Source organism: Paenibacillus fonticola DSM 21315, assembly GCF_000381905.1.
Classification (GTDB): domain Bacteria; phylum Bacillota; class Bacilli; order Paenibacillales; family Paenibacillaceae; genus Fontibacillus; species Fontibacillus fonticola.
In genome coordinates this window covers 58662-73006 of the sequence record NZ_KB907248.1, presented here as the reverse complement: position 1 = coordinate 73006, position 14345 = coordinate 58662, and the positions used below count along the sequence as shown (strand labels likewise).

At 49.5% G+C, this 14345-nt stretch carries 18 protein-coding genes; all 18 read left to right on the top strand.

The window, feature by feature from the left end; all coding sequences use genetic code 11:
- Positions 1-3: 3 nt before the first annotated feature.
- The 18 genes from G358_RS0105165 to G358_RS0105080 all read left to right on the top strand — a co-directional run bounded on the left by G358_RS0105165 (position 4) and on the right by G358_RS0105080 (position 14336).
- On the top strand, positions 4-1512 hold the full coding sequence (locus G358_RS0105165) for a phage capsid protein (protein ID WP_019636135.1): 1509 nt from the start codon (positions 4-6) through the stop codon (positions 1510-1512).
- Positions 1512-3263 (top strand): phage minor capsid protein, encoded by a 1752-nt coding sequence (locus G358_RS29460; RefSeq protein WP_019636134.1) that lies wholly within the window; start codon positions 1512-1514, stop codon positions 3261-3263. The genes G358_RS0105165 and G358_RS29460 overlap by 1 nt, the downstream gene beginning before the upstream one ends.
- Before the next feature lie 2 nt (positions 3264-3265).
- On the top strand, positions 3266-3463 hold the full coding sequence (locus G358_RS0105155) for a hypothetical protein (protein WP_019636133.1): 198 nt from the start codon (positions 3266-3268) through the stop codon (positions 3461-3463).
- Positions 3464-3604: 141 nt separating this feature from the next.
- Positions 3605-4186: a phage scaffolding protein gene (locus G358_RS0105150; protein ID WP_019636132.1), complete on the top strand. Its 582-nt coding sequence runs from the start codon at positions 3605-3607 to the stop codon at positions 4184-4186.
- 26 nt (positions 4187-4212) lie between these two features.
- On the top strand, positions 4213-5166 hold the full coding sequence (locus G358_RS0105145; RefSeq protein ID WP_019636131.1) for a major capsid protein: 954 nt from the start codon (positions 4213-4215) through the stop codon (positions 5164-5166).
- 13 nt (positions 5167-5179) lie between these two features.
- On the top strand, positions 5180-5401 hold the full coding sequence (locus G358_RS0105140) for a hypothetical protein (protein WP_019636130.1): 222 nt from the start codon (positions 5180-5182) through the stop codon (positions 5399-5401).
- Positions 5401-5742, top strand: a complete 342-nt coding sequence (locus G358_RS0105135) for a hypothetical protein (protein WP_019636129.1) — start codon at positions 5401-5403, stop codon at positions 5740-5742. The genes G358_RS0105140 and G358_RS0105135 overlap by 1 nt, the downstream gene beginning before the upstream one ends.
- Before the next feature lie 13 nt (positions 5743-5755).
- Positions 5756-6127, top strand: coding sequence for a head-tail connector protein (locus G358_RS0105130; RefSeq protein ID WP_019636128.1), 372 nt, complete (start codon positions 5756-5758; stop codon positions 6125-6127).
- Complete coding sequence (locus G358_RS0105125) at positions 6127-6444, top strand: hypothetical protein (protein WP_019636127.1); 318 nt, start codon at positions 6127-6129, stop codon at positions 6442-6444. Before G358_RS0105130 ends, G358_RS0105125 begins: the two co-directional genes overlap by 1 nt.
- 1 nt (position 6445) lies before the next feature.
- Positions 6446-6820, top strand: a complete 375-nt coding sequence (locus G358_RS0105120) for a minor capsid protein (RefSeq protein ID WP_019636126.1) — start codon at positions 6446-6448, stop codon at positions 6818-6820.
- Positions 6817-7209 carry a minor capsid protein gene (locus G358_RS0105115; RefSeq protein ID WP_019636125.1) on the top strand — a complete coding sequence of 131 codons (393 nt, stop codon included), beginning with the start codon at positions 6817-6819 and terminating at the stop codon, positions 7207-7209. The genes G358_RS0105120 and G358_RS0105115 overlap by 4 nt, the downstream gene beginning before the upstream one ends.
- Before the next feature lie 9 nt (positions 7210-7218).
- On the top strand, positions 7219-7665 hold the full coding sequence (locus G358_RS0105110) for a phage tail tube protein (RefSeq protein ID WP_019636124.1): 447 nt from the start codon (positions 7219-7221) through the stop codon (positions 7663-7665).
- A 45-nt stretch (positions 7666-7710) separates the two neighbouring features.
- Positions 7711-8037: a hypothetical protein gene (locus G358_RS0105105; RefSeq protein WP_019636123.1), complete on the top strand. Its 327-nt coding sequence runs from the start codon at positions 7711-7713 to the stop codon at positions 8035-8037.
- 52 nt (positions 8038-8089) lie between these two features.
- Positions 8090-8365 (top strand): Gp15 family bacteriophage protein, encoded by a 276-nt coding sequence (locus tag G358_RS0105100; RefSeq protein ID WP_019636122.1) that lies wholly within the window; start codon positions 8090-8092, stop codon positions 8363-8365.
- A gap of 56 nt (positions 8366-8421) precedes the next feature.
- Positions 8422-11241: a phage tail protein gene (locus tag G358_RS0105095; protein WP_019636121.1), complete on the top strand. Its 2820-nt coding sequence runs from the start codon at positions 8422-8424 to the stop codon at positions 11239-11241.
- Between the two features lie 9 nt (positions 11242-11250).
- Positions 11251-11613 (top strand): DUF6711 family protein, encoded by a 363-nt coding sequence (locus G358_RS0105090; RefSeq protein WP_019636120.1) that lies wholly within the window; start codon positions 11251-11253, stop codon positions 11611-11613.
- Between the two features lie 4 nt (positions 11614-11617).
- Positions 11618-13711 (top strand): hypothetical protein, encoded by a 2094-nt coding sequence (locus tag G358_RS0105085; RefSeq protein WP_019636119.1) that lies wholly within the window; start codon positions 11618-11620, stop codon positions 13709-13711.
- Positions 13712-13754: 43 nt separating this feature from the next.
- The gene (locus tag G358_RS0105080; RefSeq protein WP_019636118.1) at positions 13755-14336 is read left to right on the top strand and encodes a stalk domain-containing protein; all 582 of its coding nucleotides are present in this window, start codon (positions 13755-13757) and stop codon (positions 14334-14336) included.
- Positions 14337-14345: the final 9 nt, after the last annotated feature.

Below are 14345 nucleotides of genomic sequence, written 5' to 3'. Positions count from 1 at the left end.
GGAATGGGGTGGTTTAAGAACATGGTTATGAAAATGCTGCGGATTCAACCCGCACAGGATAATAAGACGATAATCATCCAGGAGCCGTTTAGCTACCAGACAAGCGTGCTGCGGAATCAGCTTTGGTATCGCGGCGATCCGTCCGAGCTGGATCAATTCTATAAGCAGACGGCTTCTGATAGCGTGAGCAAGTCCCGCTTCTGGGCGGCTGTACCTTCTGAGGATCTAAGTATCCGAAAAATACATTCTGGGCTGCCTGCGATGATCGTCGAACGGCTGGCGGATATCGTTATAGCAGATCTGGACGGCATCGAGCTGGAGACCAAGGAGCAGACAGAGCTCTGGAAGGAGATCGCCGAGGATAACGAGATTGACGAGCTACTGGGCGATAGTATTGCCGAGGCGCTGGTCGCCGGGGATGGGGCGTTCAAGATTACCGTGGACCCGGATGTGACGGAATATCCGATCATCGAGTTTTATAGCGGCGATCAAGTCGAATACAAGCGGGAGCGAGGGCGGCTGAAAGAGGTCGTCTTTTTTACGGATTACCGATACAAGGATAAAGACTATCGGCTTGAGGAGACCTTCGGACGTGGTTATATTCGTTGCCGACTTCTAAACGATCAGGGGAAAGAGGTTCTATTGACTACTATTCCTGATACAGCCGAGCTGGCACCAGAGGTCACATTTGATGGTGATTTCATTATGGCCGTTCCGCTCATGTTTTTTCGTTCGAAGAGGTGGAAAGGCCGGGGGAAGTCGATATTCGACAGTAAGGCTGACAGTTTTGATGCACTGGACGAGGTTATTAGCCAGTGGATCGACGCCATTAGATCGGGGCGAGTCCAAAAATATATTCCAGAGGATCTGATTCCGAAAAATCCGAAAACCGGGGCGCTACTTAAGCCGAACCCTTTTGATAATCAGTTTATCAAGATCGGCACGGTCATGGCTGAGGAAGCCAAGGGACAGATCGATATGGTGCAGCCGCAGATCCTGTATGAGGCGTTCGTGTCGTCGTATGCGTCAACACTAGACATGTGCCTGCAGGGGATCATCAGCCCGGCTACGCTGGGGATCGACCTCAAAAAGACGGACAATGCCGAGGCTCAGCGGGAAAAGGAGAAGGCTACGCTGTACACTCGAGGGAAAATCATCGAACGGCTGAATGATATTATTCCGCAGCTGGTGAGCGTCGTCATGAAGGTATATGACACGATGAAGAATCGGACAGCTGGGGAGTATGAAGCCAGTGTAAACTTTGGAGAGTATGCCAGCCCTAGCTTTGACAGCGTAGTGGAGACGGTCGGTAAGGCTCGCACTTATGGCATCATGTCCGTTGAGCAATCCGTGGAAGAGCTCTATGGCGATACATGGACCGATGATGAAAAGGCCGTAGAGGTTATGCGCTTGAAAGTGGAACAGGGTTTGGTCGAAATGGGTGAGCCAGAAGTAAGGAAACATGACGATCCTCCAGGGGCTGAGGACGATGATCCTGGCGGTGAAGAATAATGGCCCGTGATCCGTATGATATCCGAGCCATTTTTGACGAAATGACCATGAACCTGATTGCCAGTCTTAAGCGAAACCTTTCCCGGCATGAGGCTGAGGAAGAGCGTGTAGGATTTCGGTTTGATCAATGGCAGCTCGCCAAGCTCCGAGCCTTACACAGGTACAGGCAGGATAACAAGCGACTTATTGGAGAGGCTGGCAGCGAAGCAAACAAGCTGATTGACGACGTGCTGCAGCAGAGCTTTGATGACGGGCAAAGTAGATTTTCCCGGATGTGGGATAAGTTCACCAACTCGATCTTGAAACCATTTGGCCGAAAGCGAGTGTCGGTTACAGGCGAGGTAGAATTCCCGCAGGACTTCAAGGAGATTATCGAACCGCCGAAACCCAAGCGACCGCTTAAGCCTAAGCCAGCGGATCCATCGAAGCCTATTCCCGATATGTACCAACCGCTTCCTGAGCCCAAGCCTAAACCGAAGCCGCATAGTGAGGAGCTACCGCAGGCGCCGCCTGAAAGTGACTTCTTCGGCATGAATGATAAGAAATTGAAGGCTCTCCAGGACAGTGCAAAAGATGACTTGAAAAAAGGCAGCGAGGCAGTCTTACGGAAGATGGATGACGTATATCGTCAGGTTATCTTCAAAGCCGAAGCACATATGGCAGCCGGGGCGATCACACTCGACCAGGCAATCGATAAGGCGACCAAGGACTTTCTGGAGCGAGGATTGGATGTCATCGTCTATAGCAATGGCCGCCGCGTTCTGCTGCCTTATTATGCTGAAATGGCGTTACGGACGGCCAGCCAGCGGGCTACGTTCCTGGGTGAAGGAAAGAAGCGCGACGAATGGGGCGTCTACACCGTAGTAATGAGTAGTCATGATAACTGCTCTCCTTGGTGCTTACCGTTTCAGGGCACGGTTATGATTGATGACGTGTTTACCTCAATCAGCAAGGAGCAGGCTGAACAGCTCTCGCGGGATACTGGCTATTTGCTGTTGTCTTATGCTATGGAGCAAGGCGCATTTCATCCGGCCTGCCGGCATACTTTGGCGACATACTTCCCCGGCATTACTCAGCTGCCTAAGCCAGCGGATCCGGAAGAGGCTGCGGCTAACTATGAAGCTGAGCAAAAGCAACGCTACATGGAGAACGTGATTAGGAAGTACAAGCGCCTGGAACTTGGCTCAATTGATGAAGCAAACCAAGTCAAGTACGGGGCTAAGGTGATTGAGTGGCAGGATCGACTTAAGGCGCATCTTGCTGAGTATCCGCATCTCCGGCGCGACAAACGGCGAAAGAAGATTGACGGCGAAGTGCCGGCAGCCGTACGGAAGGAACTCTTGAAAAATGCAGAGCTTAATGCCAAGATTGAAGAAACGCGGAAGCTCATTCGTGATCAGCAGCCGAAGGATGTCCTTCACGGGCAACAAAATAAGCATATACCGGGTACACATGAATATAACCAGTACGTGGATAAGCTGAAGGCCAAAGGACAACATGGTCCGTCAAGGCTGACCATTACCCAGGAAGAAGTCGCGGAATTAGTGAAGCAGTATGCTGGAACAGGTAAAATAATGATTCGTAAAAATGGTTGGGATAACAAAGAACTGATTTCCACAAATGACCTAGTCATCGGAGTTGCCATCGATAACCGGACAGGCAAGGAAGCTGAAACGACGGTCTTTAAAATACATTACGGGAAAAAGGGAGTCCATATTGTACCGGATTACCCAAGTAAGAAGGGGGGATGACATTGGAGGATCTAACAAGTTATATGCATAAGCGCCTACGGATTGAAACCGTAGAAGGGGAGATATTCGAAGGCGAGGCCATCAGTTATGAAGTAGGCGTGATGGAGGATCGGGATTATGACTCCATCGGACTTGACCAAGGCTCACACGTGGCTATGATCGATGAGCCGGATATTAAAAGCATAGAAGTTATTGAGTAGGGCACTCACGCATTTAGCGAGGGTGCTTTTTCTATGGGCCCCGGTTGAGACTACCGGGGCCTTATTTGCTCAGGCCGGAGCATAGCGGCCCGCTCCCGTAGCTGGAGAGCAGCTATAAAAATCAATGGAGGCTGATTATAAATGGATTGGTTGAAAGAGCTTTTGAAGAAATTAGGCATTGCGGAGACGGACGTAGAGAAGATTGACGCCGAGGTGCGTAAGGAACTGCCTATGCATTTTGTGCCGAAGTCTCAGTACAACGAACTATCCGAAGCCAAAAAGAAGGCCGAGAAGGATGTCACTGACCGTGATAAGCAAATTACGGAGCTAGGCAAGACAGCCGGCCTGTCGGAAGAACTGAAAAAGCAGATTGAGACGTTGACGAATGAAAACAAGGCAGCTGCTGAGAAACATGCATCTGAGCTGAAGGAGATGCAATTATCAAACGCGATCAAGTCCGCATTATCCGGCAAGGTGCATGATGAGGACTTAGTAGCTGGATTGGTGCAAAAAGATAAGTTAATCGTTAACGACGACAAGGTAGTAGGGCTGGACGAGCAGCTTAAAACGCTTCAAGAAACCAAGGCGTTTCTTTTTAAATCTGATGACAATCAGCAGCAACAGACGCCCCCAGGCTTCCGGGTAGGGGGTGGCGGGAATCCAAATCCACCACCTGCAACGGCGTCCCTCAAGGATGCTATTGCAGCACATTTTCAAAAATAATTTAAATAATTTAGGAGTGATCAATAATGGCAGTAACATTGAGTGAAGCAAAGAAAAACGTCCAGGATGCCTTAACGGTGGGCGTAATCGACGAGTTCCGCAAAAATAACTTTCTGTTAGAGAATCTGACGTTTGATGATGCCGTTTCCCCGACAGGCGGCGGTGCAACCCTAACCTATGGTTATACCCGCCTGATTACTCAACCGACAGCACAATTCCGTTCGGTTAACGAAGAGTACACACCGCAAGAGGTCAGTAAGCAGCGCTACACAGTTGACCTTAAAATCTTCGGTGGTACGTTTCAGATTGACCGCATCATTGCTGGAACGGGTGGCATCACGGATGAGGTCAATTTGCAGATGACGCAGAAGATTAAAGCCGCGCAAGCCCTATTTAACGATACGGTTATTAATGGTGACAGCGCTGTTGATGCCAAGGCATTTGACGGATTGGATAAGGCTTTGACAGGCTCGAGCACGGAGTATATTCCTACTTCGGCAATTGACCTGTCCAGTTCGACGGCCGTTGATTCTAACTATAAAGCATTCCTTGACCAACTCGACGAATTCCTGATGGGGCTTGATGGCGATCCGTCCGCAATCATGGGTAACACCAAATTGATTGCAAAAATTAGAGCTGTTGCCCGCCGCGCAGGGGCTTACACGATTACTCGGGATGAGTTCGGTAAGCAGGTTGAGAAGTACAATGAGATTCCACTGGTTGACTTGGGGGCTAAGGCAGGAACGAACGATCCTGTTGTTGACATCAATGCTTCAGGCGAAACGAGTATTTATGTTCCACGTCTTGGTCTTGATGGATTCCATGGTGTGAGCATGGCTGGACAGCCACCTGTGCGTACCTGGTTGCCTGACTATTCCACAAGCGGCGCTGTTAAGACTGGTGAAGTCGAGATGGTTGCAGCTGTGGCGCTCAAAGCAACGAAGGCTGCCGGGGTTATGCGTAAGATTAAAGTCAAATAAGGCGGTGTAACGAATGAAGTATAAAGACGATTTACCGAATGGCTACGTTAACGGCTACTATGTCGGGCTGCGCCAAGGAGGGCCAACGCCGGATAAGCTGGATCCGCAAGGTGATGGGTATTCTGTACAGCGAGATACGCAGCGATATGGCACAGTGACACCGGATGCATTAGAGCCAGATTATCCGAAACCCGACACTGACGAGGAAGAACCGGAAGAGGAGGATAAACCATAATGGCTAGAGTAATTGCGCCAAATAATCAATATACAGGCCTGTCTGCAAGTGTAATGTTTATCAACGGGGTGGGCGAGACGGACGATCCGCATTTGCTTTCATGGTTTGAGGCTAAAGGCTATACGGTGGAGCATCCGGAGACTGATAATCCGTCTAGCGATGTTCCTATCGACAAGATGACAGTTCCCCAGCTCAAGGAATACGCTGCAGAGAAGAAGATTGACCTAGGAGAGGCTACTAAGAAAGAAGATATCCTCAAGGTAATTCAAGATGCCCAGCAGCTAAATGACGGTAAAGAGCAACAAAAGGGCAGCGATGAACCGCCGACTGATAAAGAATAGGCGGTGATGCAGCATGCCTTATGCAACACCGGAGGATTACGAACAGTATGGCACTGGCGATATCTCCGCAGATAAGCTAAACCAAGCGCTGGAACAAGCTTCTGATGAGATCGATATCCTGACGTATAGCCGGATCATCGGGCTAGGTTTCGATAACCTGACACCATTCCAGCAGCTGCGGGTTAAAAAGGCTGTCTGTCAGCATGCGGACTTTAGGCACCGATACGGTGACTTTTTGGATGTGCCATTTAGCGGATTTGGCGCGGGTAGCATATCCATGAGTTTTAATAAAGAGCAAGAGGGCGGCGCGGGGGGCATTCAGACCTCTAGCGCCGTTTTAAATTTGCTCAAGGCAACCGGCCTTACGGATCGGAGGTTATGCTGATGCGCTTCCCGTTTCCGAAATGGAGCCAAGTCACTCCTGTTAAGGTGTATCAAACAGAGCAGGGCAGATATGGCGAGGAAGAGACGCTGATCTATGACGGCAAATGCTTCTACGACGAGAAGTCCAGACAGGTACTTGACGCTGAACGTCGCCTTGTACTGCTTTCAGGCCTGATTATTATCGAGGGTGACATTAATCCAGACAAGGTTATAGAAGGCTTCGTAATGATCGGCGAGGAGCGAAAGAACATCTTCCGAGCAAAGCGGCCACGGAACCCTGACGGCAGCGTGTTCAGTACCGAATTGGAGCTGAGCTGATATGAAGGTGAATGTTAAAGTCACACTCAATCAGGCTGCACTAAAGCGGCTTGATCAGATACAACAGCAAGCTATTGAGATGACAGCCGAAGCAGTCCGAACGGATATCGTTACATCGCAGGTCGTTCCAAAGCAGATCGGAGAGCTCGAGCGCAGTGGCCATGTAGTTGTGGAGCGGGGAAAGGTCAGGCTGGTCTATGACACGCCCTATGCCCGGCGCTTGTACTGGCATCCCGAGTACAATTTCCGCAAGGACAAAAACCCGAATGCCCGGGGTAAATGGATGGAGCCTTATTATGCCGGGGATAAGCGAAAGTTTGTCCAGCAGACCTTTGGGCAATTTGTGAAGCAGCTCAGCAAGGGGTTGATCAAATGACAATGACGCTGGGCGATGTAGTGAATTGGCTTGAAACGGCAATCGATAGCCCATATTGGTACATTGGGCAGATCGGTAAGCCGGATAAATCAATAGGCTTGTATAACACGACTGGAGCACAGTCCAGGCTTGCCGTGGGCGGCTTGGATGCTACTGGGTATGTTATCAAGCCTATTTCTATTCTAGTCCACTGGGGGCGCAACGCCGATGTTGCCGAGCGCAAAGCCCAGGAAGTGTATAATGCCTTCTTCGGCGTTTCTGGCATTGAGATCGGCGGCAAGCGGGTATCACAGTTTCACATGGTCACACCGCAGCCGGTTAATGTCGGGACTGATAGCGAAGGTGTTTTCGAATATGTGATCGAGGTACACATATATCATGAAAGGTAGGTTAGGGATATGCCAAAAGTGACAAGCGGAGTGTTTCCCGTTTTCGATATCAAGTTCAAAATCGGGACCGAAGGCCGCAGCAGCACGGAAGCCGAAATGGCGCTTATCAAGGAAATGGAGACATTTCAGATCGCGATTGACGGCAATGTGGAAGAGTGGAATCCAATGGAGGCAGAGGGCTGGGTGCGCCGGCTAATGACTGGCAAAGGGTTTAGTATCACGTTGAACGGCAAGCGGCACGTAGGCGATCCGGGTAATGACTATATTGCAGAGACCGCCTGGAAGGCTGGATTAGAATGCTCCAGTAAAGCGGAGATAGAGTTCCCGGACGGCTCTTCACTGAAGTTTGACTGTGTCGTTAACGTTACAGCTCCAAACGGAGGCGATTCGACAGCTGTATCGGCTCTCGAGTGCGAGCTGATGAGTGACGGGAAGCCAGACTATACAGCAGCATAATGGCGGCCCCCGTGGCCGTCTATTTCATTTGAGAGGATGACAATTATGTCAAAGACAATTGATATTACCAGTAAGCTGACCAATGAGCGCCCGAAGCTAAAGTTAGGCGATAAAACGTATGAAATTGATAACCGGAAGAATACCGTCTTGGCGATTCAAGCCAAGATGGATGATGGCTCCGACGGTACGGGATATCTTGACGAAGTACTGGAACTTGCACTTGGCAAAGAAGCAGTAAAGGAAATCAATGATTCTGATATCTCGTTTGCCGATTATCAAATTATTTTTATTGCCGCTCTGGCAGGGGCGCTTGGCGAGGATTACGACGACGTAGAGGCGCGATTTCTCACGGCCAAGCAAGCGACCACCTGAACAGTGGTATGACCTCTATGAGGATTGGGGTCTAATCGAGTCCTCCATTGCTATGCAATACGGCATCCGCTTGCGTACAGAGCCAGATATGACCTGGGATGAGTTTTGCACGCTATTGGCGGGCATTATGCCGGAGACTCCGCTGGGGCAGATCGTGCAGATCCGCAGCGAGAATGACCGGGAGCGATTAAAGAACTTTTCACCGGAACAACGGCGGATCCGGAACGAGTGGCGGACCCGGGAACTAAAACAGGCGAAATGGACAGACGAAGAAGCGAGAAAGGCTGTACAGGAATTCCAAAACATCATAAAGCAAGCATTCGGTTAAGGGCGACTCCAGATTAGGGGCCGCCCTTTTTACGTTGTCTGGCGGGAGGTGATTAGATGTCAGAAGCGGGAAAGGTTAGCCTTGGTCTGGAGTTGGTCGGCGGTAACGACTTAAGCAAGCAAATCACAATGGCCGCCGGAGCGATCGGGCAGCAACTGACCAAATCCCTGCAATCCACTTTCGGTGGCTTTAGTCTTAAAGGTTTTGCAGCTAATATTTCGCAGACGCTTAAGGCTACAACCGAAACGGCCATGAAAGGCATTGTCGACGGCATGGAACAATCGGTGGCCGCTGTGGAGGGCCGTCTTGTGAAGTCTATTGATACAGCGAGCAAAGCCATGAAGCAGTCCATCGAAGAGAATAAAACGGCTGCCGAACAAGCCATTGACGATATCGCATCCAAGTTAAACGGACTAAAGCCGCCATCCATTTTTAGCAGGCTAGTGCCCAATATCCAACCATCGGCTGCTGCAGCTGCTACACCTGCCGTATCTACGCCTAAGGTGAAGACTCCTAAAATGGATGTCGAAGCGGCCAAGGCTGAAATGGAGAAGCTGACAGCTATATTAGATAATGTGAACGCTAAGATCGAGATTCAGGAGCGGAAACTAGGTGAGCTAAGGCAGGCTTATGCTGAGGCCTTTAACGAGGGCAAGAAGAACAAGCTTCAGGAGAAAATCGTCAACACGGAAGCCACTTTGCTTCGGCTTACTCAGACCTCCGACAGGACAGCTAAGAAGATATGGGAGCTGGAGGATAGCATCAAAAATGCTGGCGAAGCTGCGGATAACGCCGAGAAGCCAGTCCAAAATCTCGGGCAGAAGATCGTCAACACAAACAAGCCGCTGAAGCAGGTAAAAGGGAATTTAGACAAAGCGGCCAAGGCGGCTGCTGGGGCAGATAAATCCTTTTCTTCTGCCGGGCGCGGCGCTGGCGTAATGGGCAACTCCTTCACGCGTGCGTTAAGCCGTATATTAAAGCAAGTATTCGTCTTTGCAGTACTGTATAAGGCTATCCGTGGATTTCAGGACTATATGGGCGGCGCGCTTAAGACGAACGCCCAATTCGCAGCGTCACTCAATGCGATCCAGACAAATCTTCGCGTTGCGTTTCAACCGATCTATGAGGCGATCTTGCCAGCAATCAATGCGCTTATGGCTGGATTGGCTAAGATCACGGCTTACATTGCTACATTCATCTCTGCACTGTTTGGCAAGACCTACCAACAATCCTACCAGGCGGCTAAGGGAATCGAAACAGCTAGAAAGGCTATGGAAGGGTATGGCAAGAAGGCGAAGAAGGCAGGAAAAGATGCCAAAGGAGCTCTTGCAGGATTTGATGATCTCAACACTTTAGACTTCTCCAAAAATGACGCAGATGCCGATGCTGGAGGAGGCGGAGGCGGTGCTGGCGGATTTGAAATGCAGCAGCCCGATATGGATATCACGGGAATACAGGCTAAGATGGATGCCTTGGCTACTAGCGTTAAGGCTGCATTCGACGGGGCTTGGGAAGGTGTTAAAACAGGCTGGGATTGGGTTGTTTCTACGTTTGGGCCGAGCTTTCAAACAGCGTGGGGCTCAATAGCTCCTGTGCTTGTAAGTTGGAAAGATCAGTTCAGCCAGATGTTCACGGATATTATTTCACTGGGCGAGCCTTTGAAAAACTGGATTCACACCGGATTAATTCCGTTTTGGCAAAGTGGAATTGAGCTCGTTGGGCATGTTTTGGGCGGGTTGCTAGATTCGATCTTAGGCATAGTCAAAAGCATATGGGACGCAGTATACCCCATCATAGATAAGTTCATCACGGATGGATTACCGAGACTTACCGAGTTTCTGATAGGTGTGCAGGCCATATTTAAGAGCCTGTTTGATCTGGTTAAAGCAATATTTGACGATATCTGGCAGGGTGTTGTCGATCCGGTCATGAAGCTTATTTCAAAGATCATCCAGGACGCGCTGGACATCGTGTTCAAGTGGTGGGATGACTGGGGCAAGAAGATTGTTGATGGTTTAAAGTTAGCTTTAGATAAACTAAAGGAGCTTTGGACGAATCTGTGGGAGAAGTTCTTAAAGCCTATCACCCAAAGCGCACTAAAATTTTTAACGGAGCTATGGGATAAACATCTTAAGGGACTGGTCACGGAGGTACTTAATTTTATTGGGAAGCTTGCCTCAGCTGCACTAGATATACTCAACAAATTTGTGATGCCGATTGTCAACTGGCTCGTAAAGACATTGGGCCCGATCTTTGCTGAAATCTTTGACGGGATCTTGAAAGTTATAGGTGCTGCGCTAGGCGGTATCATTGACGCTGTGAAAGGAATCATCAAAGCGCTAGGCGGCATCATTGATTTTATCGCAGGGGTCTTCACAGGTGACTGGAATCGAGCCTGGGAAGGCATAAAGACGTTTTTCAGCGGTATATTTGACGCCGTTGTCGGCATCTTCAAAGGTGCGATCAACCTTATAGTCGAAGCGTTAAACTGGATGATCCGGCAGGTCAACAAAGTAAAGATCGACGTGCCCGAGTGGGTGCCGGGTATTGGCGGTAAAACTCTTGGATTTACCATACCCGAAATTCCGAAACTCGCCAAAGGTGGTTTGGCCTATGGGCCAACGCTTGCCATGGTCGGGGATAACAAAGGGGCTGCAGCGGATCCGGAAGTCATTTCTCCATTGTCCACGTTACAAGATATGTTAGGTGCAAGCAATCAGGCCGTTGTGGATGTGTTGGTGATGATCCTGGACGCACTACGGAGCGGGGACAAAGAGACAGTAATAAAAATAGGCGAAACGGAGTTCGGGCGGCTTGCTGCGCGGGCTATTGGTCATGCCGAGCGTCAGGCCGGACGACCGCTATTTGCTAGATAGGAGGACGAAATGGAGCTATTAAAATTTAACGGACAAGAGCCCGCTGCATACCCGTCCTCCTTTATGGTGACGGTGCTCGACCTGGACGATGGGGAGTCTTCTGTTCGAACAACAGACGGGAAATTAAACCGGGACAGAATCGCTGTAAAACGGCAGATAGAAATGACGTGGGGGCCGCTTAGGTGGGCAGAGATATCATCTATTCTGCGGTCAATGGAAGACGTATTTTTCCCGGTTACCTACCCGGACCCGATGACGGGTAAGTATGAGACCAAGACCTTTTACGTCGGGAACAGGCCCGCGCCGTTTGCTGTGGCCCGGGGGAATGAAATTATGTGGAACGGGTTGAAGTTAACCCTAACGGAGCAGTGATATTATGTATCCAATTAGCCCAATATTTGCTGATTACATTAAGCGCCTCGACAAGACTTACAAAGTCAAAGCGCTGATCAATGGGGTGGAGTACTCCAGCGCTGATATCGTGGAATTTGAGATCGAAAACATCTTAGCAGCTGGCGACGAGTTTGAGATCGGGACGGCCATACCATCGAAGCTCATAATGAAGCTACGGTTACCAGATGCCATCAAACCTAATGCCCAGGTCATCCCGTATCTGGCTTTGTCCCTGGAAAGCATGACCTGGTTGGACGCTAAGTATCCATGGCAGGACATGCACATTCCCTGGGCTTCCGGCATGACGGAATGGTTGCCGCTAGGTGAATTTTATATCGATTCTCGCGAGAAGATTAACGATGTTTGGACGTATACCTGTTACGACAAACTGATTATGGCCGACGTGGCCTATATCTCTCAGCTCAATTATCCTGCCAGCCAGAAGGCAGTCTTTGATGAGATTTGCTCACGAATCGGCTTTACGTATGATAGCAGCGTGGTAATTAACCCGAGCTATCAGATACAGGCGGGGCCAGCCGGTTACACTTGCCGTCAGGTCTTGGCCTATATCGCCGGGGCCAATGGCGCCAGTATATACATGGGCAAGGACGGCGTCATGCGGTTTAAACGCTTTGCGTCCGGGGAGCAGGCAGCGGTTGAGCTGACCACGGCAGACTATATCCGGGTCAAGCAGCTTAACCCGATCAAGACCTTTACGCGGATCGTGGTCACGTATAACACGGAGGACGGGCTGACCTATGACGCCGGCAGCGGGGATGAGAATCACACTTTATATGTAGAAAACCCGTTTGTGACGCAGGCACAGGTCAATGCTCTTTACATGCAGCTTAATGGCCTATCCTACTTGCCGTTGAATATGACAGCGAGAGGATTTCCACAGTTTGACCAAGGCGACGTAATCGGCTTCGAGCAGCGGGAAGGCGGTAGCTGGATTGATACGAATGTTGCCTGGCAGGACTTGCATATCCCCTGGGATGGCATTATGCGCTATACAACTTACATCCTGCGGCAGACTTACAGCTTTAAAGGCGGGTTGACCCATAAGATCGATGCGCCGTCCAAGTCTGAACAGCAAAGTGAATTCCAGTTGGAAGGCGGTCTGACACAGCAGGTTAACCGGCTGAACCAAAACACGGTCCGTTATGGCAAGCCGTACTTCGGGGTGACTCACAGCCGCACTGAGGGGATTGTAATTGAGCGGGAAGACCATAAGAGTAAGCTCACGCTGAATAGCGATAAGATGGACTGGCAGGTCAATGGGCAGTCCTCGTTATTTTACGATGCCCTTTCTAACCGCCTTAAGTTTACAGGGCACTTGGAAGCAGCCACGGGCACATTTAGCGGTAATCTATCGGCTGCTGGCGGAACATTCACCGGAACGCTGGAGGGCGTTGACGGCACGTTTTCAGGCTCGCTACAAGCAGCCACAGGGTCGTTTTCGGGATCGTTGGAGGCTGCAACAGGGACTTTTTCCGGGAACCTGCAAGCGGCAGGAGGCACGTTTACTGGAACGCTAGAGGGTGTTGACGGTACTTTTTCTGGGACGGTCTCAGGGGCTCAAATCATCGGGTCGGTTCTTAAAACGGCTCAATTAGGTAGACGCATTGAAATTGATCAGGCGGGGTTAAGAACTTATGACGGTCAAAATCGAGTTCGTATTCAAATAGCCACCACAACTGATAATACTTTGGCAGCTTTGATTTTTCGGGATGCAAATGGTTCAAATGTTGGGGAGCTAAACTCGTATTCTAGCAGCGGACAGTTTACGATATTTGGGAATAGAATCTTTATAGGCTCAAACAGCACTTCTAATCCAATAATGCTAATGGGGCAGACGACGTTTGAGGGCGAAGCAGTGTTCAGGTATGGCATGAGAGGAATAAATATAAGCAATATAGTTGATTTGCAGACAACACTAACGTCTTTGCAATCGCAAATAAATTCTTTGAAAGAGTCTTACAGTAATCACTCTCACAGGGTCGACATCGGAACGCATAACCACGGCAATGCCTCTAACCAGAACTGGGGTGGAACCTTCACAACGTCCCGTCCGTAAGGTATTATATAGGTTAAATATACCATTCGGAGGTTACGAGGAAATGAAAAAATGGATGTCTATAACAGCGGCTTTTTTGCTGGGGGTTGTTGTAACATTATCTGCTGGAGATGTGTCCGCTCAAATTAAGAGTCTGATAGGCAAGAAAGTTACTGGTGAGTATGAGATGGTTGTGAACGGGAAAACACTTTCGGAAAAAGGTGCAATAATTGATGGCAGGGCAAATGTCCCGGCACGCGCTTTTTCGGAAGCATTGGGGGCTGATGTACAAGTGAGTGGTAAGACGATTTATGTTACTACTGACGATGCGCAAGCTAATGACGGTGCAGGAAATGAAACTGCTGGGGCATCACCAGCAGGAAATTCAGGGTCTAGCAATAAGTACATCGGGAGCACTAAGAGTAGTTTAGAAGAACTGAAGGATAGCATTGAAAATAATATCCTTAAACCTACTCTTGAAGGGAAGGAAGAATTGTCAGGCCATCTAAAGAGAGCCGAAAATAATAAAGATGCAGAGGGTATTGAATACTACAAGGAAAGAATTGCTGAATACGACGAAATTCTTAAAAAAGCTAACGAAGATCTTCGCTTAGTCAACGAAGCTCTACAGCTTCTGAATAAATAACCAATTAGG